This window comes from Bacillus sp. BC08 (assembly GCF_054326875.1).
This window is the reverse complement of record NZ_JBTGPA010000027.1, coordinates 117,474-139,197: the sequence shown is the minus strand read 5'-3', so window position 1 is coordinate 139,197 and position 21,724 is coordinate 117,474. Positions and strand designations below refer to the sequence as shown.

The window sequence follows — 21,724 nt, the reverse complement described above, 5'->3', positions numbered from 1 at the left end:
TAGTCAAGATGAATTCCATCTTGACTATATTAACAATTCAATTCGAATTCCGAAAGTCAGTAACAATCCTCTCAATAACAGAAGGAAGATTACTAGGTAACTCATCAAGTGGAAAAAAGCATAGTTCTTTCGATTCCGTTTGGTCGCATACAAGCTCACCGTGGAATTCACGGCAAATGTAAACTACGAGTACACCGTGTACTTGATCGCCGTTTGGATAGACTTGAAAAAAATCAGGTCCTGAGTATGTACGGAATAGTTCTGGATTTTTAATGATAAGTCCCGTTTCTTCATATACTTCTCGCTTTAAAGCGTCTTCTAACGATTCGTTATATTCTAAGGCGCCGCCAATAATGCCCCAGCGGTTAAAATCTGTACGGAGCTGCAGTAATATTTCATTTTTCTCATTTAATATAATGGCGTGTGAACCGATTAAAATAAGAGGTTGATTACCTACTAGATTTCTCATGTCTTCAATATATCCCATAGTTGTTCTCCTTATATTTTAATAATAGTTAGGAAGTTCTTTTAACATTCTTTCTGTTTTACGTGCTGTATAGGCTAAGTTATGATCATCTTTTGTTCTGAAAAATAATGTACGTAAAAAGGTTTTAATGTTGGCACATAAAATACAATACTCATTAAGTGAAAGGCGTTTTCTAATTTGAGGAAGCCTTTTTATTTTTTTATGAATAATAGAGACTAACTCATCTTGCGGAAAGTCATGATACAGCATTGCTAGTAACGGCGTAATAATGCGTTCGTCTTCGTTATTGTGAAAAAGATCAGATGGGATAAAAATTTTATTTAATAAACAATGAATTAATTCCCCGTACCATTCAAAGGTCGTATAGGAATTGTGAACAATTTCGGTAAAGGCATCTGATACGTGGGCAATACAATGAGCCCATCCTTTATTTTCAATATAGCCTCGAAAATCCGTTTCTAAGTTTGTGTATGTAATGAGTTTGTTTTTTATGTTTTCGATGTCCTCCTCTGTAAAAAAGTAGTGCGAGTTAGCAAATTGGAGTATTAACGCAATTAACGAAACAGTATAGGAACGTGTGAAAACCCCATCTGAATGTGGGGAGTGAATGTCACAATATAAATACTCATCACTTAAACAAGTATGTAAAAGTAATTTTAATTGATCATCCATAAGGAATTCATGATGAATGAAATAGGAAAAGCATTTATATATAAGTTGATAACGAACGTAACTATCAGTCGTTCCGACATACTGAAGCATGTTGAGTGTTAACTCATTTATATCTATATGTTGCAGTTGCGTATAGTCATTTTGTTGTATAAGCTCTAACTGTTGTTGTAATGCTGTAATATCCAATGGAGAACCTCCTCCGCACTTTAAAGATGCGATGTTTTCTAGTATTCTATATATTCAAGGACAATCCTGCTCATGCAAGGAGAACAAGTAGAAATTCGAGTATGACATAGATGAGGGAAGTATATGATGACTATAGAACAGTTAGAAAAACATTTTAAAATAAGAAGAAATGCTTCTTCTATCATGATAAAAGAAAATAATGCAGAGCCTTTTACAGAAGAGCAATTAAAGGAAATGATGCAGTATTGCGTTACTGAGGCTGAAAAAGAGGGAATAGAAAATTTACATTTTGAGATTTCTTCAAAAAGCCCAAATTATGATGTGTATAAGAAATGTTTCGAAACGTATTTATTTGAATATGTTACCGAAAACATGGTTGTGTTTAAGGATATATATGAAGTAGAAGATGTAGAAAGTGAGATCGATTTTAAGCTTATTGAAGAGATAGGCGAAGACGCTTTTTATTCACTGTGGAACGAAATGACGGAAGAACAAGTCACTTATGATCAATTTGTAAATATGATGCTACAAGAAATTGGTGAGCAATGGAAAGAACATTGTTTAACAGCGAGTATCAATGAAGAGCCAATAGGAATTGTAATCCCGCATATTGAGAGAGGTACGTTAGAAGAAGGAAAACTCATGTATTTCGCAGTCGCTCCAAATATGCGAAATAAAGGGTATGAAGCAGCATTCTTTACAGGAGCAATGTTTGTCTTAAAAGAAATAGGTGCATCTTATTATATTGGCGAGACAAATGTACAAAATGAATGGATGAAGGATGTTTTTGAAAAAAACGGATGTCAGCTGCTGAGTTGTACTGAGCGATATGTGAGGAAAGTTTAGGAGGGTGAAAAAGTTCTTGAACTTGTTTAACGGGAAACCGTGTACAAATTTTGAACAAGTAAAAGAACTTTTTGCTTATTTGTAAGATAAAAAGAAAAATGAGAACGACAAAATAGATATTCCTATAATACAATAGAGAAAGATTCGATTATATGAGAAAGCGTTGGTGAAAGAATGGAGCAGCAAAGATATTGGTTACAAGCGACTGTAGAAAGAAATGAAGATAATACGTTATATATAAAGTGGGAAAATAATATAGAAGAAGTTCGTATTTATTGGAGTACTTCACCAGAGCATATTGAAGAAACTGGAGAATTACTTGCAACGGTAAATGGAGAATCATCATGTACAATTGAAAACCCGATTGAAAATGAGCGTCCATATTTTAGACTAGTTGGAAGTAATGGACAAGCAGTGACAGTAGCTGAGCGTAGATTGCCATTACAAGGCGCGTTTAACTTCCGTGATATGGGAGGGTATGAAACGACTGAAGGCCGTAAAGTAAAATGGGGCAAGTTGTACCGTTCTGAAGAACTAGCAGGGCTAACAGAGTGGGATATCGACTATTTACAAAAGTCTGGCTTAAAGTTAATTTGTGACTATCGTACAGACTTTGAAGTAAAGCATAAGCCAAACCCAGAAATTACAGGTGCTCGTCAAGTGTGCTTACCAGTTATGCAAGATTTAGCGAAAGATTTAAATATAAATGAATTTTTCCAAGTTGGTGACCTTTCTATGTTAGGGAAGCCAGGCGAGTACCTTGTGAAAATGAATCAAGATTTCGTAAGTGGTAATGAAGCATTCGTGAGTTTCTTGAACTTAGCGCAAAATCCAGAAAACTTACCGTTAGTCAACCACTGTACAGCTGGAAAAGACCGTACAGGATTTGGATCAGCATTATTATTACTTTTACTAGGTGTACCGGAAAAAACAGTAATGGAAGATTACTTACTAAGTAACGGCTTCCGTGAAAAGTTAAATGAAAAAATGATGGCCTTTTTAGGTGCAAAACTACAAAACGATGAAAGTAGAGCGATATTAGGCGCAATGTTTGAAGCGCGCGCTGAATATTTACAAGCTGCGGTTGATGAAGTGAAAAAGCAATACGGTTCAGTTGAAGCGTATGCTGAAAAAGCACTTGGCTTTACGAAAGAGTCGTTAGAGGAAATGAAAGTGTTATTGCTAGAGGATAAATAATGAGGGGGGGAGGCTGATTGGATTAGCCTCCTTTTATTATTGTTGTTATAATTTTGTTTATGAGGATTGTTGTGCACCGGGGATGAAAAGAAATTAAGAATCGGGGGATAAAATGATTCATACACGTGTAAAAGCAGAGAGGTTAAAAGGGGAGCTAGCAACAATACTAAGTCAAGATTATAAGGAACTGGCTGTTCAGAATTTAAAGGTGATTGGAACGGGAGTGCAAAATATTGTTTTTCGCGGAGATTCAGAAAAGGGGGCTTTAGCTTTTCGAGTGCCGTGGGAGAAAGAAGTAGAAAATATAAATGAAGATTTATTTAATAGTCGGATTTCATTGGAAAAGGAAGCAAAGCTCTCTGAGTTTTGTCATTCAAAAGGTATTCCAGTGCCAAAGATACACGGATTGCATCTTTCTGCCGAACTTGATTTTTTAATTTCGGATTGTGTGTGTACTGATCATATGCCAATTTCTGCGTACAAAATAGGCGAGTTAGTTGGTAAGCTTCATAGTATGCCAATTGATGGTTTACATTACGAACAAAACATTAGAGAGCCCATTAGTAAGTATATAGCAGAACGAATTGTGAAACGGGTAGAAGGGTTTAATACAATCACGAACTGTGGAATGAAACTTCCAGATACACAAACAATTGAACATATTCTTAGTACAGTAGATCATGAAAAGTGTTTATTACATATGGACATTCGACCGGCCAATTTAATTGGATATAATGGAGAGGTTAAAGCGATAGTTGATTGGGATAACGCTCTAATTGGTCACCCATTACTGGAGCTTATGAGAATAGCTGAAACAAATGAGGTTAGTTGGGATGAATTTAAAGATGGATATAAGAATGATAGTATCTTTAACGCTACTCCTCATATTGTTAGTTTATTTTTTAGGTTAGATACAGCGGTCATGCTTGCAAACTTATTTATAGCACATTTGAAAATAGAGGATAAAGGTGTATTCTATAAAGAGCGGGTTAAAGCAATCCATCACGAAATATATAAAAGTTTATAAGCTATGGGAATGAATTTTTGAAATAGAATTGAGGAGAACATCATGAAATACAAAGTTATATTATTCGACGTAGATGATACATTACTAGATTTCCCTGAAACGGAAAGAAACGCATTACATAACGCGTTTGTACAGTTCGGGATGCCTACAGGGTATAATGATTATCTTGCAAGTTATAAAGAGATTAGTAATGGATTATGGAGAGATTTAGAAAATAAAATGATTACGCTAAGTGAATTAGCGGTAGATCGATTTAGACAATTATTTGCCGTTCATAATATAGAAGTAGATGCACAGCAATTTAGTGATGTATACCTTGAAAACTTAGGGAAAGAAGTACACCTTATAGAAGGCGCAGTGCAATTATGTGAGAAACTACAAGGTTGCAAGTTAGGTATTATTACGAATGGATATACGAAGGTGCAACAATCGAGAATTGGAAATTCGCCTTTATGTAATTTATTTGATCATATTATTATTTCAGAAGAGGTTGGTCATCAAAAACCAGCACGTGAGATTTTTGATTATGCATTTGAGAAGTTTGGGATTACTGATAAATCAAGTGTACTAATGGTTGGAGATTCGCTAACTTCTGATATGCGAGGCGGAGAAGATTACGGGATTGATACGTGTTGGTATAATCCAAGTTTGAAAGAAAATAGGGCAAGTGTTAAGCCGACTTATGAAGTGGAGAGCTTGCTACAAATTTTAGAAATTGCGGAAGTGGCGAAAGAAAAGGTAGCTTCATTTTAAATGTGTTGATATTTGTCGATAAGTCGATATTCTGTGTCGAATCGTCGATATATCGAAAAAATCGTTGATATATTTTGAGTTACGGTAGATATATTGGAAAAATCGTCGATATAATTTGAGTTGCGTTCAATGTATAGGTACGATCGGTGTAATAACTAGAGGTGAGTAAAGAATGTTAACGTTTTTATTTGAGTTAGACAAGAGTATTCCGCAAAAGGATGAGCCGCGGTATGCCGCTTATGCAAATGGCTTTATTGAAGGGGATGTAACAATTCTTGTCGGTGACAGCGTACTTTTTCAGAAGTCATGTATGAAGGTCGCAGAGCTCGGCATTTATGTAGGACAGTGGATGGAACAAGTACAATACGGTCAAAACGTACATATGAATTATGAAACGAGTGACCGTGAGGAAGTAATTCTCGGATTCTTTTATGAAGAGGACGATCAATGGAGAGTTTCTTCTAGTTGGCAACAATTTGAACTTCAGGAGCGTCTCTCTACTAGAGCATTAGTAGAGAGCGTTCAACGTTATTTATTTGAGCTAAATAAGGAACTGCGCGCGATTGAATATCCCGTTACGTTTGATCAGTACTTACGAGGAGAGCGAATGATGCAGCTTTCTTACAAACGACTGTGTGATAGTAAAGCGGATACGACGTCGATAGAAGTTTACAATGAAAGCGAAAGAGTAGGCGCAGTACGGGGCTATTATAAAAATACGTTGATGAAAGTGCTAGACTTTATTCCGAAAGTCGGTAGTAATATCATATACGAAATAAAGGATAGTAAAGACAACATTCGCGTCATTGCAAAGGATGTAAGTAGGCAGCGTCAAAGAAGGATTTTAGTAACGTACATCGATCATAATGATGCAGAGCATGAAATACTTGTATGTGATGGGAAGTTATTAGATGCAAATTTCTTATTTACCTTTACATATAAGAGAGAAGAATATGTTGTTCACAAAACTACAATTGGGCTTGGAAAGTTATTGCGAAACGGCTATGTAATTGCAGATTGGAATATTCGTCTTGAGGAAGATATGTATGATATTGAGATGACTGTATATGATGAGGGTTATATAGAGGATCAATACTTATTATTAGGTGTATTTCATGCTGTTTTGTATGGGTGATAAATGAAAAATACCGGTATTCTTTGTGAAAAGAATGCCGGTATTTTTATATGATTTTGTGTATTCAATTAATCCTCAAAAATAAAAATCTCATCAATTGTACTATGAAGTGCCTTCGCTATATCGTGAGCAAGCTGTAAGGAAGGGTTATATTTTCCTTTTTCGAGATGGCTAATTGTTTCACGGCGTACACCAACAGTTTTCGCTAAATCTTCTTGTGTCATGTTCGATTTGGCGCGGTATTCTTTTATTCTCGTTACGAACGCCATGGCGCATCTTCCATTTCATCAACTGGTTTATCGTAAAAGAACATAGAGAAGCCGAACGTAAGAATGAGTGTGCTAAAAATAAGAGCGATATCAATCTCTTGTAGCACCGGGTTTGGAAATAACATTTCAATAAACATAACGATAGCGGTAGTTAGTAATGTAACGATAAATGCGTTGCGGCACGATTTATTGACGATTTGTTCAAATAATTCATCGTGTTGAACCGTTCTATAAGTCGTGAAAAAGGAGAAGAAACAGAACATAGTAAACAATCCTTTTTCATAAAAAAAGCCGAGGAAACCGAAAAAACCGAGAAATCCTAAATATTTAATCCAAGTTGTTTTCACGATAGATTCTCCTTTCAATGTTAGAAATAAAGTGAAACTTTAATCAGTGGGGGTTTTCTTCATCCCCCACTGATTATTAGTTGAACCAATCGGACTTTTATGGGCAGTTGATCCCCCACCTAACTTCTTTGCTTTCGCTGAATTTTGAGGTGGGGGTCTTACTGCCCATTAAAGCGGGATAAATCACGTTGTGTTATAAATATATCACATATAGAAATGTGTGATAATAATAGTTTTCCAATTCTTTTCATAATAATAGTAAAAAGAGGAAATATACTGCGAAATAAAGAGGATAATATTGTAAAATGGTTGTAAGGAGGGGGAGGAAGGAATGCTAACTTGGATCATGATCGTTGTATTACTTGTAGTGATTACGGTAGTGGCAACGGTGTTAATTGGGCGGAATGGTGATGCGAATTATAGTAAAGCGACAAAAGGGAATATTAAACGGCTGACGATGATCTATATTTTACTAGCTGTCGTTTTAATCGTTGGATTAGGCGTGTATATTTATTTTAAAGGTTAAAAAACTGAAAAAATATAAAAATCTAAAAATAGAAGTATGCTATAATATTGATATAGTTATTTGGTAATTAAGGAAAGGATTGGATGTAATGATTGAAATTACGAATGTGTCGAAAAGTTATAATGGGTCTACCTATGCAGTAAAAGATTTAAGTTTATCTGTGCCTAGTGGAGAAATCTTTGGATTTTTAGGACCGAATGGTGCGGGTAAATCAACGACAATTAAGATGATTACTGGTATTCATGGGGTGGACAAAGGAACGATTACGATTAACGGTAAAGATATTATGAAAAATCCGATGGAAGCGAAAAAGACGTTTGGTTATGTTCCAGATAGCCCAGATATGTTTTTACGATTAAAGGGAATTGAATATTTAAACTTTATGGCAGATATGTATGAAGTGCCGAAAGAAGTACGCCAAGAACGAATCGAGTCTTTAGCGAAGAAATTTGATCTTTATAACGCATTATCTGATCAAATTCAAAGTTACTCGCACGGTATGAGACAAAAAATCGTTATTATTGGTGTGCTCGTGCATGAGCCAGATGTATGGATTTTAGATGAACCGTTAACGGGGCTTGATCCGAAATCTGCATATATTTTAAAAGAAATGATGAGAGAACATGCGGATAAAGGAAAAATCGTATTTTTCTCGACGCACGTATTAGAAGTGGCAGAAAAAATATGTGACCGCGTTGCAATTATTAATAAAGGAAATCTTCAGTTTAAAGGAAATTTAGATGAAATGAGAGATCATTTTAAATCCAATGAATCACTTGAAAAAATGTTCTTGGAGATGACGGGCAATGAGTAAAATTTGGACGTTAACGAAAGTATTATTGAAATTAAATTATGCAGATTTTATAACAGATAAGAAGAAGCGATGGGCGTATGTCTTTTCATTTGCAGCCATTTTATTTGTCGGCTTTTTAATATTTGGTTCTATCACGCACGGAATGTATGAAGGGATGAAACATTTAGGGCAAGACCCAGGAATGATTATCGCAATGGGACTTGCGATTGCGAGTATATGGGTATTTTTAATGAGTATAACGAACATTTTGACTGTATTTTACTATAGTAATGACATTGAAATGTTATTGCCATTACCATTAAAACCAGCTCAAATTATTTCGGCAAAATTTTTAACGGTATTAATTACACAATACGTAATGAGTTCATTTATTTTATTACCAATCTTTATTACGTACGGGTTAAAAAGTGGCGCATTTATTACATATTACATATACATGATTTTTATTTACTTACTTTTCCCGATTGTGCCGTTAGTATTAGCTTCATTACTGATGACAGTTATTATGAGGTATACGAATATAGCGAAAAATAAAGATCGAGGCAATATATTTATTGGAATCGTAAGTATACTATTTATTGTAGGAATTAATGTATTTTTACAGTGGAAAAATAAAAGCTCGTTTTCTGAAGATGCACTTACGAATTACCTTGCTAACAACCAATCTTCACTTCTAGTACAAATGACAAATTACTTTCCAACTACATATTTCGGAGCAGTGGCATTAGTAGAAAATGCAAATTGGAAGGGTCCTTTATACGTAATCATCTTTGCACTTATTTCATTTGTATTCTTTGTGTTGTTTTATTACATTGCAGAGCGTACATATTTAAAAGGGGTAATTGGACTTTCAACGAGTACAGCAAAAAAAGAGGTTATTTCAGCAGAAGGCTTACAGAAATCAACGGTACAAAGTTCACATTTAAAAGCGTATGTGAAAAAAGAATTTAAAACGTTATTCCGTACACCGCAATTTTTCTTAAATTGTATCGTACAAACTTTTGTTATGCCGATTATGTTATTCTTTGTTTTATTCGTGCAAGATGGAAATTTAAAGTGGATCACAGGGTATATTGATAACCCAGAATCAGCAGGTCTTGCAATTGGCGTTGGTCTTTGTGCATCGTTATTTTTAATGGGAAGTAACGTTATCGCAACAACATCATTTTCACGTGATGGAAGCTCTTGGTTTGTGAATCGTTATTTACCAGTAAAAGCTTCAGACATCTTTTTTGCGAAAGCGATCACTGCTTGGTTAATTAATGTAATTATTTTAGCAGTATTCGGTATTACGATGGCAGTTGTAGCAGGGATTTCTCCTGTGTTCATGTTACTGTGGTTTTTACTAAGTGCGAACGGGTTATTATTAATTAATTTAATCGGTACACGCTGGGATGCACAAACTGCAGATATACATTGGGATACAGAGCAGAAATTATTTAAGAGCCGATATACAACTTTGTGGAACTTTTTAGCTAATATTTTTATAGCTTTAGTTATTGTAGCGGGAGTAAGTCTATTATACTTCTTCCTTCAAGTAGGACTGTGGGTTATGTTTATCGTTTTATTTGTAATGTTTACGATTACCAACTATATTTTAATTAAAATGTTAAAATTAGGTGCAGAACGCATATTGTCAAATATTGAATAAAAAGATAGATCCTCTGTATTCGTGCAGGGGATCTATCCATAGATGGAGGAGAAAAGGTGAAGAAAATAGCAATTGTAACAGGGGCAACTCGTCTGAATGGAATTGGTGCAGCTGTATGCAAGGTGCTTGCTCAAGAAGGGATAGACATTTTTTTCACGTACTGGTCTCAGTATGATAAAGCGATGCCGTGGGGAATGCATGACAAAGAGCCCTTTTTGTTGAAAGAGGAGATTGAAAGTTTAGGTGTTCGATGTGAAATGGCAGAAATCAATTTATCGCAGTCGTATTCGCCAAATCGTTTGTTTTATATGGTCTCAGAACGTTTAGGTGATCCATCTATTTTAATTAATAATGCAGCGTATGCTACTCATACGAGAATTGAAGGATTAAATGTAGAACAGTTAGATAAACATTACACAGTGAATGTCCGTGCTACTATGTTATTAAGTTCATTATTTATAAAACATTATGCGCTGAAAACGAGTGGCAGTATTATTAATCTTACTTCAGGGCAGTCGTTAGGTCCGATGCCAGATGAACTAGCATACGTAGCGACGAAAGGAGCAATCGAAGCATTTACAAAATCAGTAGCACCAGTTGCGATGGAGAAGGGGATTACAGTAAATGCAGTTGATCCAGGGCCGACGAATACAGGATGGATTACAGAGGAGCTGAAACATCATTTAGTATGGAAGTTCCCGCAAGGTAAAGTAGGAGAACCAGCGGATGCAGCACGCTTAATTTCTTTTTTAGTAAGTGAAGAAGCAAAATGGATTACGGGTCAAGTTATTCATTCAAATGGTGGTTACTCATAAATATATTATGTTAACAACTATTGAGAAACAAAAAATGAAAGAAAATTTTATTTTTTTGTTTAAATAAAATGTCAGTAAAGATAAAAATTTGATAGGAGAGTATATCGGCATATGAAGATAGTAATTCTTCATGTGACAATATACTCTTTTTCTTTTACTACAGAGAAGAAAAATGAAGTAGAAGAAACTCGAATATTCAAATTGGTTTATCAGTTTTTGTACGTATTATTATGAAGATTACTGTCGGAAAGATGGTAATTCGTATGAAAAGGGATTTTTTAAGGGGAAATCGAATCGTAAAGGGGAGGATAAATAAAGTAAACATAGGGGGATTTATATGAAAATGAAAAAGGTCGCTATCGCATCGATAACAATTGGTACAATGCTTACTATGGCAGCTTGTAGTCCTTCAGCAGAGAAAGAGACAGAAAAGAAAGAACAAGTAACAGCGCAAAATGAAGGAGAAGCAAAAACGACAAGTACAGATGAGACGTCAAAAACAACGAAAGATAATGAAAAAGAAACAAATACTTCTTCAAATGAAAAAACAGATAAAGATGCAAAAAATACGAAAGAATCATCAGGAACAGAAAGTAACGGCAAAACGTCATCTCAAAATGAGAATGTGAAAACAAAAGAAAAAGAGACGACAGGAAAAACGAATGACGAAACGACTAGCGGAAAAACGACAGATCAAAGTACAAGTACAAACTCAAACGGAAAAACAACGAAAGATCCGAAGAAAAGCGTAGCTGTGAAAACAAATGTTAAAGAAGTTGCTGCATTAATTGAAAGCTTAGACAAGCAATTAGCTGCAAACCCTAAATTAGAAACAGTAAATAAACTTGGAAAACAAATTAATGAAAAGTGGGATGTAATCGAGAAAGAGTTAGAAGCATCTCACCCAGCTGAATATAAAACAATTGGGCAAAGTATGTATCCGTTAATTGTAGGAGCGGAGAAAGAAAAGATAGATATTACTAAAATGAAGTCATTAACGACGAAAACGAAAAAAGATTTAAATCAGTTATTAACGAAACTTTCGTAGTTTCAAAAGCCTACTTTTGTGAGTAGGCTTTTTTATGTTGAGAGTGTAAGTAAAGATTATGGGAATCCTAGTGAAAAAGGATGGTGATAAAAATGACAATCGATCGAGTTTGTACAATTGGGCCAGCAAGTAATAATAAAGAAACGTTAGCGCAGTTAATACACAACGGCATGAAAATAGTGCGGTTGAATTTATCACATGGCACGCATGAAAGTCATAAAGACATCATTCGTTTAGTCAAATCGCTAGACGATTCTATTAAAATTTTAGGCGATGTACAAGGTCCTAAAATAAGGTTAGGTGAAGTAAAAGGAGAACAAATTACACTTCAGGCGGGAGATTCTTTTATTTTACATACACAACCAGTTACAGGGAGCAATAAAGAAGCAAGTGTTGATTATGAAGGAATCGTGAATGACGTGAAAGTTGGAAGTAGAATTTTAATTAATGATGGCGAAGTTGAGTTAATCGTTGAAACGGTAAGTGCGGATAAAATAGAAACAAAGGTGAAAACAGGTGGTAATATCTCATCTCATAAAGGGGTGAACTTACCAGGGGCAATCGTTAGTTTACCAGCTATTACAGAGAAAGATAAAAAAGACATTCAGTTTCTGTTAGAAGAGGATGTTGATTTTATCGCGTGTTCTTTCGTAAGAAAACCTAGTCATATAAAAGAAATACGAGATTTTATACAGCAATATAAAGAAACATCACCTAATGTAATTGCAAAAATAGAAACGATGGAAGCGATCGAGAATTTTCAAGATATATGTAAAGAAGCAGACGGAATTATGATTGCAAGGGGGGATTTAGGAGTAGAGTTGCCGTATCAATTTATTCCGCTCTTGCAGAAAATGATGATTCAGGAATGTAATCGAACGAATACATATGTTATTACAGCGACACAAATGCTTCAATCAATGGTAGATCATTCTATTCCAACAAGGGCTGAGGTGACCGATGTGTTTCAAGCTGTACTGGACGGAACGAATGCCGTTATGCTTTCTGCTGAAAGTGCATCAGGCGAGCATCCGATTGAAAGTGTAAAAACATTACGTCTCGTTTCTGAATTCGCTGAGCATGTGAAAAAAGACGGGCCTTTTGTGATGAAAGATGTATTGGAATTGCTGCATAAGTCTTTGGATGATTGATAAATAAAAAGAGGGCGGATATGTATCCGCCCTCGTGTTTTTCATTCATATTATTCTTGCTCTTGCTCGTCCAAAATTTTATCAAAAGCAGCAGATACTTTATCAAACTCTTCATCATTTTCAATGTATGAAAACTCATTATCTTCTTCTACTTTTAAAAAGAAAATATCAATGTCTTCCTCAGATTCTGTTTGAATGTCTTCTACGAAGGCAACTGCAATATATTCTGCGCCTTCGACATCCATCGCTCCAAGTACTTCTACTTCCTGATCCTCATTATTCTCATCACTGAGAGTAAACACTTCGCCAACTTCAATATCAGACATATCCATTCTCCTCCTGTTCGACTCTAAAAAATAGAGCGCTCAAACTGTATACATACTAACATATCTTTCCATAAAAAATCAATTTCATACATTGGAAAAACAACTGATTCTTCAATAGAATAAGTATTTAGCTAGAAGGAGTTTTATTTGTGAGTGCTATATTACTTAATCCATTCAACAATTGTATCCATAGTCTGTCTTGTTTTATCACGCTTTGGCTCTTCTTTACGGTAACCAAAGGCAACCATAACAGACACTTCAAGATTATCGTCTTTTATAATGCCTTCTTGACGAAGTAAAGAATCTACTTTCTCTTTATCAAATCCTTCTATTGGACAAGAATCAATGCCGATTTGAGCTGCGCTTGTCATCATATTACCTAAAGCAATATAAGATTGCTTAGATGCCCAATCGAATACAGCACGATCGGATTGTAATAAGCTAAAATCTGTTTCCTGGAACTTTTTGAAGAATTCATATCTAATTTTTTGAGTGTCTTCAGGTAATCCAATAATATCGTTCATCATATATTTAATATACTCTGCATCATAATGCATATCTTTAATATTTCTTGAAAGAACAATAACAAAGTGACTAGCTGTTGCAAGTTGCCCACCAGCGCCCCATGAATACGGTTGTAGTTTTTCTCTTAATTCTTTATTTTGTACGACAATAAATTTCCATGGTTCATAACCAAAAGAAGAAGGAGATAATCTGCCTGTTTCTAAAATGAATTTCAAATCCTCTTCTGAAATTTTGTGCATAGGATCGAACTCTTTACATGCATGTCTGAAATGAAAAGCCTCCATAATTTTTTCTTTTGTAATTTGTTTTGTATTTGTCATAAAAGTACCTCTTTTCATTAATTTGTTTTTGTAAGTAAATTATATTTTTAAAGTAACATAGATACAAGTACGCACATTTATGTGTTATAGTATCAAAAAAGATACTATTGGTAAGGGAAGGGATTTATGATGGATTGTTCGAATGACAATTATATAAATTACCCATTTCTAAATAAATATTCTTGTCCAGTGGAAGCTATGGTTGAGGTTATTGGCGGAAAATGGAAAGGGGTTATTTTGTATCATTTATTAGATGGTACAAAGAGATTTAATGAATTAAAAAGATTAAAACCTAATATCACACAAAGAATGTTAACACTGCAGCTGAGAGAACTTGAAGCAGATGGCATTATACATCGTGAAGTATACCGTGAAGTGCCGCCAAAAGTAGAATATTCGTTAACGGAGCTTGGTGAATCACTACGTCCAATGATTCTATTAATGATGGAATGGGCAACTCATAATATGGAGAAAGTTTTGGAGAGTAGAAATACGAAAAATAATAGTTAAGAGTTGTAGAAATAAAAGGTGTTTTCCATATGTGAAGACACCTTTTATTTTTTACTTTCTAAAATTTTGGTTGTCATTAAAATGCATGTGAATCTATTCTTGGGATGTGCTATTGATTTTGCTATGAATCAAAAACTTTCTTTTTAGTAGTGGAAATTGCATCTAATAAAAGGAAAACAGCTGCTATAATATGTAGAACGACGTCTATATAAGGAAAGAAGGCAACTAGAGTAACGATAATACCTATATAATGAGCGTACGTATTCATGCCTGCTTTGTTAGCTAATAAAATAGTAGTAATATGTAAAGCAATCAATAGTAGTAAAGGTATCCCGCCTAGGTTAACAAAACTTGGAAATAAATAATAACAAGGAAGTAATAATAGGTGAGAGATCCCTGTAGTCCACTTTAGTGCTTGTATGTAAGTTTTCAAAGTAAATCCTCCTAAAACAATCCATATCTATATATTACCAAAAATAATAGGTAATTGGATATTAAATACTTGTGATTTTTAGTAGAATATAATTGTTTTATGTTAACTAATGATTTCGTTATCTATAAAATAGAAAAACCACCCAAACGAGGGTGGTTCGTATTATAAATAACTATTTAAAGAAGAAAGGGGAACCTTCACCCCACTACCTTCCTTCATATTCCGCAGCATAACGGTTTCTGTACTAAGTTCTTCTTCCCCAATAATAAGCACATAAGGGATGTTTTCCTTATTGGCATAATTAAGGGCCCGTTTTAATTTGCGTCCTGCTAGTTCGAGTTCGACTTTTAAGGAAGTTGTAGAACGTAATTGCTGGGCAATTTGTAAGCATTGTAATTCTGTCCCGAGTGGGATGATAAATACATCCGCTGTAGATGATATTGTTTCTTTCTGCGATAGTGCTGTGTAAATAACGTCTAAACCGAATGAAATACCGACTGTTGGATAGTTCATATTATCACCACGGAATGCTCCGATAATATTATCGTATCGACCACCGCTACCGATGCTGGATGTAATCGAGCCATCTTTTAAAAAGATTTCATACACGGTACCTGTGTACATTGTAAGTCCTCGTGCTAAAAATGGATTGAATATAGCATTATCATTTATTCCAAGGGCGATTAAATATTGCTGTAATTGTTGTAGTTCGTTTACTCCATCGGCAACGAGTGGATTATTGAAAGCTTCTTTAAAATCAGCAATTGAAAGCTTTAGACAAGATAAAACGGTATTACATATCGTATCAGCCATTTCTTCAGAAATTCCGCGCTCTAATACATCTTTTCGTACACCATCAATCCCAATTTTTTCGATTTTATCTAATGATAAAATGACGTCACTCGTTAATTCAGTAGGGATTTTAATGGACTCGAGAATACCATTTAATAATTTTCGGTTATTATATTGGATCGTTACTTCTAAGTTTAACGTTCGGAACAGTTCAAACGCCATACTCATAAGTTCCGCTTCTGCCATGACAGATTCTACACCAACTATATCAACGTCACATTGAATGAACTCACGAAATCTTCCTTGTTTAATTGGTCCATCTCGAAATACTTTTCCAATTTCATACCGTTTAAAAGGGAGGCGGATGTTCGGATTCATTGCTACGACTTTTGCGAATGGAATTGTTAAATCGTAGCGTAGGGCAAGGTCGCGTTTTCCTTGATCTTGAAGCGTATATATTTCTTTTAAAATTTCATCACCACCACCGTATTTGTAAGACATAAGCTCATACATATTTAACGTTGGTGTTTCTAACGGTTTACATCCGTATCGTTCAAACGTGTCTTCACAAGCTCTTTTAATTTTATTTCGCAACACTTGTTCCTCTGGTAAATAGTCTTTCGTTCCTTTTACATTTTTCATTTCCATTGTAATCACTCCTTTTTAAATTAAAAAAAGCTATGCGGGTATAAAAATACCCACATAGCTTTATGAATGCTTCGTGGGTCAACAGGAAAAGCCCTGTACCCACGAAGAAAAATTTTTCTTCGGATACACGGCATTACGTATGATGATGAAGTTGGAAAGAAGTATTAACATTTTGCATTGCAAATCTCTCCTTAACATAAGTTTTTCCAAATTATATCAGTTGATTTTTGAATTATCAATATTTTTGATTTTGAAGCGAAATGTATTCATTTCACATTGCCTACAAGATGTTTTCTGTTCGTGCCATTTTTATCGCTTCTTCACGATTGTTAACACCTAGTTTTGAATAGAGGTTTGAGCAGTAATTACGGATTGTTCCTTCAGATAAAAATAGCTTAGCTGCAATAGATTTATAGCGTAATCCGTTTGATAAATGTTCTAAAATTTCCATTTCCCGTTTTGTAAGTCCGTATGGAAAAGTTTGTTTAGTTGATTTGATTTTCGCTAATTGCTCACGTTGAAGTTTCATTTCTTCAAAAATACGTGTAGCAACTGATTGGTCAATCCAAGTTCCACCGTTATAAATAAGTTTCAAGGCCTCCTTCATTTCTTGTGGATGAATAGATTTCAACATGTAACCTTCAGCTCCATGCTCGAGTGCAGTTGATGCTTGTAAGGAATCTTCAAATGTTGTCATAAGTACAATCTTCATATTAGGCCAACGTCGCTTCATTTTTAGTAAAGCCTCAATACCATTCATTTCTGGCATCTGAATGTCCATTAGTACAATGTCAGGTTGTAATTGTTCACATAATATTAATGCCTCAGATCCATCGTATGCCTTCCCAGCAACAATAAAATCATTTTGATTCTCTAAAATTTGCTCTAAACTATTTGTAATAAGTGCCTGATCATCAACGACCAATAAGCGAATGATGTCATGTACAGGTTTTGCTTGTAATGGAATATTACAAACAATTAATGTTCCCTGTTCAACATTAGACTGAACCGATAATGTCCCCTGAACTTGTTCAAGTCGCTCTTTCATTCCACTGAGTCCAAAGCCAAATTGAATTTCTTTCATTCCAATCCCGTTATCTTCAATTTGCAATCGAAGTTGTTGGTCGTCGAAATGTAGTTGAACGGATATGTTGCTCGCTTTACCGTGCCGAACAGCATTTGTTAACGACTCTTGAAGACAACGGTATAGGCAAAAATTCACTTTTTGCATTACAAGGGTCTCGTTTCCGATCATACGAAATGTAACGGTTGTACCTGTAGATTTCATAAATTCATCTGTTAATTGTTGTAGTGAGTCACTTAATGAATTATTAAGTGGATTATGAGATAGCTCATGTAGATGCTTTCGAATATCATTTAGACTATGCTGAGCAATACTGATAAGGGAGTCAATTCGTTCAAACTGTGAATCCGGTACTGATGATCTTAGTGATGTGACGCCAGCGATGAGAGAAGTAAGTGTATGACCAATTGTGTCATGTAGTTCATGTGACAGTCGATTACGCTCTTCTATTAAAGTAAGCTCTTCAATCCTTTTAATATGTTGCTCTAATAGTAGTTTTTGCTCTTCAATAATTCGAGATTGCTTATGATACTGAATTAATATATTAAAAGAGATGCCAATGGCAAAACCGAGACTACAACTAACGATTAGTTCATATGGAGGTTGGTTGGCAATCCAAGCATTCAATAGCGGGAATGCAAATCCACAAAAAATACCGCTCCATATATAATTATTTTGATTACTACATAGTCCAATAATGATTACGAGTAAAATGAATGACCAAAGTAAATTTGGAGCTACGGATGCTAAGTAAAGATAAAAACAACCCGCAGTGATAATATCGAATGCAGGGTACCATTCTGGTTTCTTATATCGAATAATTAATGGTAAAAGGTAAACGACAAAAGTGAGAGAAAGTACAATCATACTTGATGTATGAATGGATGTTGGAAACATAAAATTAGCGCTGATGATAACAATTAGCCAAAATGTTCGTATGAGCACAAATATCCAGTCATACCAAATCCATTCTTTTGTGAATGAGAACATAAATTAAGCACCTACTTGTATTTTAAGATTAATTATCAATGATTCAGATTCATCATGTAACATATCTTTGAAATCGTCAATAGAAAAACAGTCAACAAAGTATGTCATATGAAGCAGTTGACAGTTTGTCACATGTTTTATATGACATTTTTGCATAAAGCGTCAAAAATAAATTAAAACGTTTTGTCACTATGTGATTTAACAATATTGAAGGTAAGGTGAGGGAGTGAGGCAACAGAAAAATTTAAAATAATAGGAGCGATGCATAATGAAGTCATTTATCTTAAAAAAAGGAACAGTCCTTACTTTAACAGGAGCAATATTGGTTGGAGCATTAGCAATACCTTCTTATGAAAACGTACATGCGGTAAACAAAAGGACATCAATTGAACAAGTTATTGATAAAGCTGCCGATGTAAAGGATATTCCAGGAGTTATTGTTACTGTGAAAAATGGAGAGGCAAGTTGGGCATATGCTTCTGGGGAAGGTAATATTGAGAGAAATCATAAAGTAGATGCTGATTCTACTTTTAGAATTGGGAGCACAACGAAGACCTTTGTAGCTACAGTAGTATTGCAGCTTGCGGGTGAAAAGAAGTTAAGTCTTGATGATACGGTAGAGAAATGGTTGCCAGGACTTATTAAAGGGAAAGGCTATGATGGCAGCAAAATTACGATTCGCCAACTATTAAATCATACAAGTGGAATTGCTGATTACTTGACTTCAGATCTTAAAGAGAAATTAATAGAGAATCCAAGTGAGAATTATACAGCGGAACAATTAATTTCTCGTGCCTTACAATTAGAACCAGTAAAAGGATGGTCATACTCGAATACGAATATGGTCATTATTGGATTAATTATTCAGAAAGTAACAGGGGAATCATATGCTGAGCAGATACAAAAACGAATTATTGATCCTCTTAGTTTAAAAGAAACGGTACTTCCTGGAAGCTCAATGGATATTCCGAAAAAAAATGCCCGTGGCTATTTAAATATGGGAGATAAATTAGTAGATATTACTTTGTTTAATCCGTCATTTGCTAATGCTAGTGGTGAAATGATTTCGACAGGAGAAGATATGACAACGTTCTTCCGTGCCTTATTAGGTGGTAAATTACTAACACCGGAAATACAGAAGGAGATGGTGACTCACACAGTAGATACCCCAGTAGGAAAGTATGGACTTGGTATTCACGCAACAAAATTACCAGATGGTACTGAAGTATGGGGACATGGTGGTGGTATCCCTGGTTTTACTAACTTTGCTGGTGGAACGAAAGATGGTCAACATGTTATCTCGATAAATATTAATGTATTAGGCGCAGAGAAACAGATTAATAATATTTTAGCTTCAGAATTTGCGGCAAAATCAAAAAAGGAACCCACTGATAAGGAAAAGAAAAGTAAACATCGAGAAGAAGTACAAAATGTAATGGATCAAGTAGTAACGAATAAAAAAATTCCTAGTGTTATAGCTGGCGGATTAAAGGATGGAAAGCGTTGGTCGTATGCTACCGGAACAGCTAGTTATGAGATGCCACGCTCTGTAGAACCTAATTTTTCGTTCCGTATCGGAAGCATAACGAAGACTTTCACTGCTTCTGTTGTACTGCAATTGGCTGAAGAGAAACAATTAAACCTTGATGATACAGTTGAAAAATGGTTGCCGGGAGTTGTACAGGGTAACGGATATGATGGGAGTAAAATTACAATTCGTCAGTTATTAAACCATACAAGTGGGATTGCAGCATATACTGATTTAGATATGCGGGATATTACATTGCCTCAAAACCCATTTCGTTATTATAGTACCGATGAGCTCATAAGTTTAGCACTTGCAAAGCAGCCTGAATTTGCACCAGGGGAGGGCTGGGACTATTCAAACACAAATACTGTTATAGCCGGGGAAATTATTCGGAAGGTAACAGGAGATACGTATGCGGAGCAAATTAGAAAAAGATTTATTGAACCGCTCGGGTTAAAAGAAACGTTCGTAATGGAAGCAAGTTCGCACATACCGGGTAAGCATGCGAATGGATATAATATGGATAGATCAGGTCATTTATATGATTTGACAGAAATTAATCAGTCATGGGCAAATGCAGCTGGAGATATGGTTTCAACAGTGGAAGATTTGACTACATTCTTCAGTGCACTGTTGGGTGGAAAGCTCTTAAATCAAGAGCTAATGGATCAGATGTTCACAACAGTAGATTCACCTATAGGTAAAGTTGGACTAGGAATTTATGAAGAGAAAACATCAGATGGACAATCGTATTGGGGGCATGCTGGTGGGACTTTTGGATTTGAAACAAGGGTCGGTGGACCTATTGGAGGAGAACATATTTTAGTAACTGCTATTAATGCAGTAGGTCCAGAAGTTATTACAGGCAGGGATAAAATATTTAATAAAGAATTTGGACGTTAAATGTAAAGTCGACATCGACCCTTCCGTTTGAAGGCTCGATGTCGATTTTCTCTATGTGATTTTAAATTTAATGGGAAATAAAATCTTTGTAGGATGATGTATAAATATATCTACAAAAATGTGAAGTTATGTAGGAGAAATGGAAAAGGGTGTATAATAAAACTTAATAATATGAAATAACCTTTTAAGGAGATCACTATGAAAAAAGATAAAACAAATGCGATGCGAATATTAGATAAAGAAAAGATCGAATATTCGATGATGTCATATGATCCGGACGATGGAAAAATTGATGGTGTATCAGTAGCTGAGAAAATTGGACGAGAAGTGAGAGAAGTATATAAAACGTTAATCGCTCAAGGGAATAGTAAAAATTATCATGTGTTTATTATCCCGGTAGATGAAGAACTGAACTTGAAAGCAGCGGCAAAAGCAGTAAGTGAAAAGAAGATTGAAATGATTCCTGTTAAAGATATTACGAAAGTATCAGGATATATTCGCGGCGGTTGTTCACCAGTCGGAATGAAGAAGTTATTTTCAACATGCATTGATGCGAGTGCACAATCGCTTGATACGATGATAGTAAGCGGCGGGAAAATTGGCGTGCAAATTGAGATGAAAGTGGATGACTTGGCGAAAGTGACGAGAGCGCAGTTTGGTGAGATAACGAAATAATGATACATAGGAAAAGAAGTTTTAGTTTTATTAAGTTTAGATAAGAAGTTATAAGATAATTAGTCC

Annotated in this window: 23 protein-coding genes; 14 read left to right on the top strand and 9 right to left on the bottom strand. The window is 35.1% G+C overall.

What is annotated here, in order from left to right:
* Positions 1 to 37: 37 nt before the first annotated feature.
* Together ACXVYO_RS06975 and ACXVYO_RS06970 are read right to left on the bottom strand one after the other, a co-directional pair.
* Positions 38 to 487, bottom strand: a complete 450-nt coding sequence (locus tag ACXVYO_RS06975) for an NUDIX hydrolase (RefSeq protein ID WP_458466438.1) — start codon at positions 485 to 487, stop codon at positions 38 to 40.
* Positions 488 to 505: 18 nt separating this feature from the next.
* Positions 506 to 1,345 (bottom strand): DUF2785 domain-containing protein, encoded by an 840-nt coding sequence (locus ACXVYO_RS06970; protein WP_458466437.1) that lies wholly within the window; start codon positions 1,343 to 1,345, stop codon positions 506 to 508.
* Positions 1,346 to 1,468: 123 nt separating this feature from the next.
* Here ACXVYO_RS06970 and ACXVYO_RS06965 point away from each other — a divergent pair, with 123 nt between their 5' ends.
* From ACXVYO_RS06965 to ACXVYO_RS06945, 5 genes are all read left to right on the top strand, one after another.
* The gene (locus ACXVYO_RS06965; RefSeq protein ID WP_458466436.1) at positions 1,469 to 2,191 is read left to right on the top strand and encodes a GNAT family N-acetyltransferase; all 723 of its coding nucleotides are present in this window, start codon (positions 1,469 to 1,471) and stop codon (positions 2,189 to 2,191) included.
* A 174-nt stretch (positions 2,192 to 2,365) separates the two neighbouring features.
* A complete protein-coding gene (locus ACXVYO_RS06960; protein WP_458466435.1) occupies positions 2,366 to 3,388 on the top strand; it encodes a tyrosine-protein phosphatase in 1,023 nt (340 codons plus the stop codon).
* 112 nt (positions 3,389 to 3,500) lie between these two features.
* Entirely contained in the window at positions 3,501 to 4,415 is a 915-nt protein-coding gene (locus ACXVYO_RS06955) for a phosphotransferase family protein (RefSeq protein ID WP_458466434.1), read from the top strand.
* Between the two features lie 42 nt (positions 4,416 to 4,457).
* Positions 4,458 to 5,168 (top strand): YjjG family noncanonical pyrimidine nucleotidase, encoded by a 711-nt coding sequence (locus ACXVYO_RS06950; protein WP_458466433.1) that lies wholly within the window; start codon positions 4,458 to 4,460, stop codon positions 5,166 to 5,168.
* A 172-nt stretch (positions 5,169 to 5,340) separates the two neighbouring features.
* Positions 5,341 to 6,303 carry a tubby C-terminal domain-like protein gene (locus ACXVYO_RS06945; RefSeq protein ID WP_458466432.1) on the top strand — a complete coding sequence of 321 codons (963 nt, stop codon included), beginning with the start codon at positions 5,341 to 5,343 and terminating at the stop codon, positions 6,301 to 6,303.
* 68 nt (positions 6,304 to 6,371) lie between these two features.
* Here ACXVYO_RS06945 and ACXVYO_RS06940 read toward each other — a convergent pair whose 3' ends face one another.
* Together ACXVYO_RS06940 and ACXVYO_RS06935 are read right to left on the bottom strand one after the other, a co-directional pair.
* Complete coding sequence (locus tag ACXVYO_RS06940; protein ID WP_087984149.1) at positions 6,372 to 6,572, bottom strand: helix-turn-helix transcriptional regulator; 201 nt, start codon at positions 6,570 to 6,572, stop codon at positions 6,372 to 6,374.
* Positions 6,560 to 6,919: a DUF3796 domain-containing protein gene (locus ACXVYO_RS06935; protein WP_458466431.1), complete on the bottom strand. Its 360-nt coding sequence runs from the start codon at positions 6,917 to 6,919 to the stop codon at positions 6,560 to 6,562. The genes ACXVYO_RS06940 and ACXVYO_RS06935 overlap by 13 nt, the downstream gene beginning before the upstream one ends.
* Positions 6,920 to 7,250: 331 nt before the next feature.
* On the opposite strand from ACXVYO_RS06935, the gene ACXVYO_RS06930 reads away from it, so the two are divergent.
* The 6 genes from ACXVYO_RS06930 to ACXVYO_RS06905 all read left to right on the top strand — a co-directional run bounded on the left by ACXVYO_RS06930 (position 7,251) and on the right by ACXVYO_RS06905 (position 12,924).
* Positions 7,251 to 7,445: a hypothetical protein gene (locus ACXVYO_RS06930; protein ID WP_000958866.1), complete on the top strand. Its 195-nt coding sequence runs from the start codon at positions 7,251 to 7,253 to the stop codon at positions 7,443 to 7,445.
* Positions 7,446 to 7,533: 88 nt separating this feature from the next.
* A complete protein-coding gene (locus ACXVYO_RS06925) occupies positions 7,534 to 8,259 on the top strand; it encodes an ABC transporter ATP-binding protein (RefSeq protein WP_000570199.1) in 726 nt (241 codons plus the stop codon).
* A complete protein-coding gene (locus tag ACXVYO_RS06920) occupies positions 8,252 to 9,910 on the top strand; it encodes a putative ABC transporter permease subunit (RefSeq protein ID WP_458466430.1) in 1,659 nt (552 codons plus the stop codon). Before ACXVYO_RS06925 ends, ACXVYO_RS06920 begins: the two co-directional genes overlap by 8 nt.
* A gap of 56 nt (positions 9,911 to 9,966) precedes the next feature.
* Positions 9,967 to 10,725, top strand: a complete 759-nt coding sequence (locus tag ACXVYO_RS06915) for an SDR family oxidoreductase (RefSeq protein WP_458466429.1) — start codon at positions 9,967 to 9,969, stop codon at positions 10,723 to 10,725.
* Between the two features lie 337 nt (positions 10,726 to 11,062).
* Complete coding sequence (locus ACXVYO_RS06910; RefSeq protein ID WP_458466428.1) at positions 11,063 to 11,773, top strand: hypothetical protein; 711 nt, start codon at positions 11,063 to 11,065, stop codon at positions 11,771 to 11,773.
* Between the two features lie 80 nt (positions 11,774 to 11,853).
* On the top strand, positions 11,854 to 12,924 hold the full coding sequence (locus ACXVYO_RS06905; protein WP_458466427.1) for a pyruvate kinase: 1,071 nt from the start codon (positions 11,854 to 11,856) through the stop codon (positions 12,922 to 12,924).
* A 50-nt stretch (positions 12,925 to 12,974) separates the two neighbouring features.
* Here ACXVYO_RS06905 and ACXVYO_RS06900 read toward each other — a convergent pair whose 3' ends face one another.
* A complete protein-coding gene (locus ACXVYO_RS06900) occupies positions 12,975 to 13,256 on the bottom strand; it encodes a DUF1292 domain-containing protein (protein WP_002008111.1) in 282 nt (93 codons plus the stop codon).
* A gap of 155 nt (positions 13,257 to 13,411) precedes the next feature.
* Positions 13,412 to 14,095 carry an NAD(P)H-dependent oxidoreductase gene (locus ACXVYO_RS06895; RefSeq protein WP_458466426.1) on the bottom strand — a complete coding sequence of 228 codons (684 nt, stop codon included), beginning with the start codon at positions 14,093 to 14,095 and terminating at the stop codon, positions 13,412 to 13,414.
* Between the two features lie 129 nt (positions 14,096 to 14,224).
* On the opposite strand from ACXVYO_RS06895, the gene ACXVYO_RS06890 reads away from it, so the two are divergent.
* A complete protein-coding gene (locus ACXVYO_RS06890) occupies positions 14,225 to 14,605 on the top strand; it encodes a winged helix-turn-helix transcriptional regulator (protein ID WP_458466425.1) in 381 nt (126 codons plus the stop codon).
* Positions 14,606 to 14,726: 121 nt separating this feature from the next.
* Here the strand turns inward: ACXVYO_RS06890 and ACXVYO_RS06885 are convergent, their stop codons facing one another.
* From ACXVYO_RS06885 to ACXVYO_RS06875, 3 genes are all read right to left on the bottom strand, one after another.
* Positions 14,727 to 15,038 (bottom strand): hypothetical protein, encoded by a 312-nt coding sequence (locus ACXVYO_RS06885; RefSeq protein WP_429705299.1) that lies wholly within the window; start codon positions 15,036 to 15,038, stop codon positions 14,727 to 14,729.
* A gap of 162 nt (positions 15,039 to 15,200) precedes the next feature.
* The gene (locus ACXVYO_RS06880) at positions 15,201 to 16,478 is read right to left on the bottom strand and encodes a histidine--tRNA ligase (RefSeq protein ID WP_458466424.1); all 1,278 of its coding nucleotides are present in this window, start codon (positions 16,476 to 16,478) and stop codon (positions 15,201 to 15,203) included.
* A 280-nt stretch (positions 16,479 to 16,758) separates the two neighbouring features.
* The gene (locus ACXVYO_RS06875) at positions 16,759 to 18,552 is read right to left on the bottom strand and encodes a hybrid sensor histidine kinase/response regulator transcription factor (RefSeq protein WP_458466423.1); all 1,794 of its coding nucleotides are present in this window, start codon (positions 18,550 to 18,552) and stop codon (positions 16,759 to 16,761) included.
* Positions 18,553 to 18,820: 268 nt separating this feature from the next.
* On the opposite strand from ACXVYO_RS06875, the gene ACXVYO_RS06870 reads away from it, so the two are divergent.
* Both ACXVYO_RS06870 and ybaK read left to right on the top strand, forming a co-directional pair.
* On the top strand, positions 18,821 to 20,983 hold the full coding sequence (locus tag ACXVYO_RS06870) for a serine hydrolase domain-containing protein (RefSeq protein ID WP_458466422.1): 2,163 nt from the start codon (positions 18,821 to 18,823) through the stop codon (positions 20,981 to 20,983).
* 198 nt (positions 20,984 to 21,181) lie between these two features.
* The gene (gene ybaK, locus ACXVYO_RS06865; RefSeq protein WP_458466421.1) at positions 21,182 to 21,658 is read left to right on the top strand and encodes a Cys-tRNA(Pro) deacylase; all 477 of its coding nucleotides are present in this window, start codon (positions 21,182 to 21,184) and stop codon (positions 21,656 to 21,658) included.
* The last annotated feature ends 66 nt before the right edge of the window (positions 21,659 to 21,724 follow it).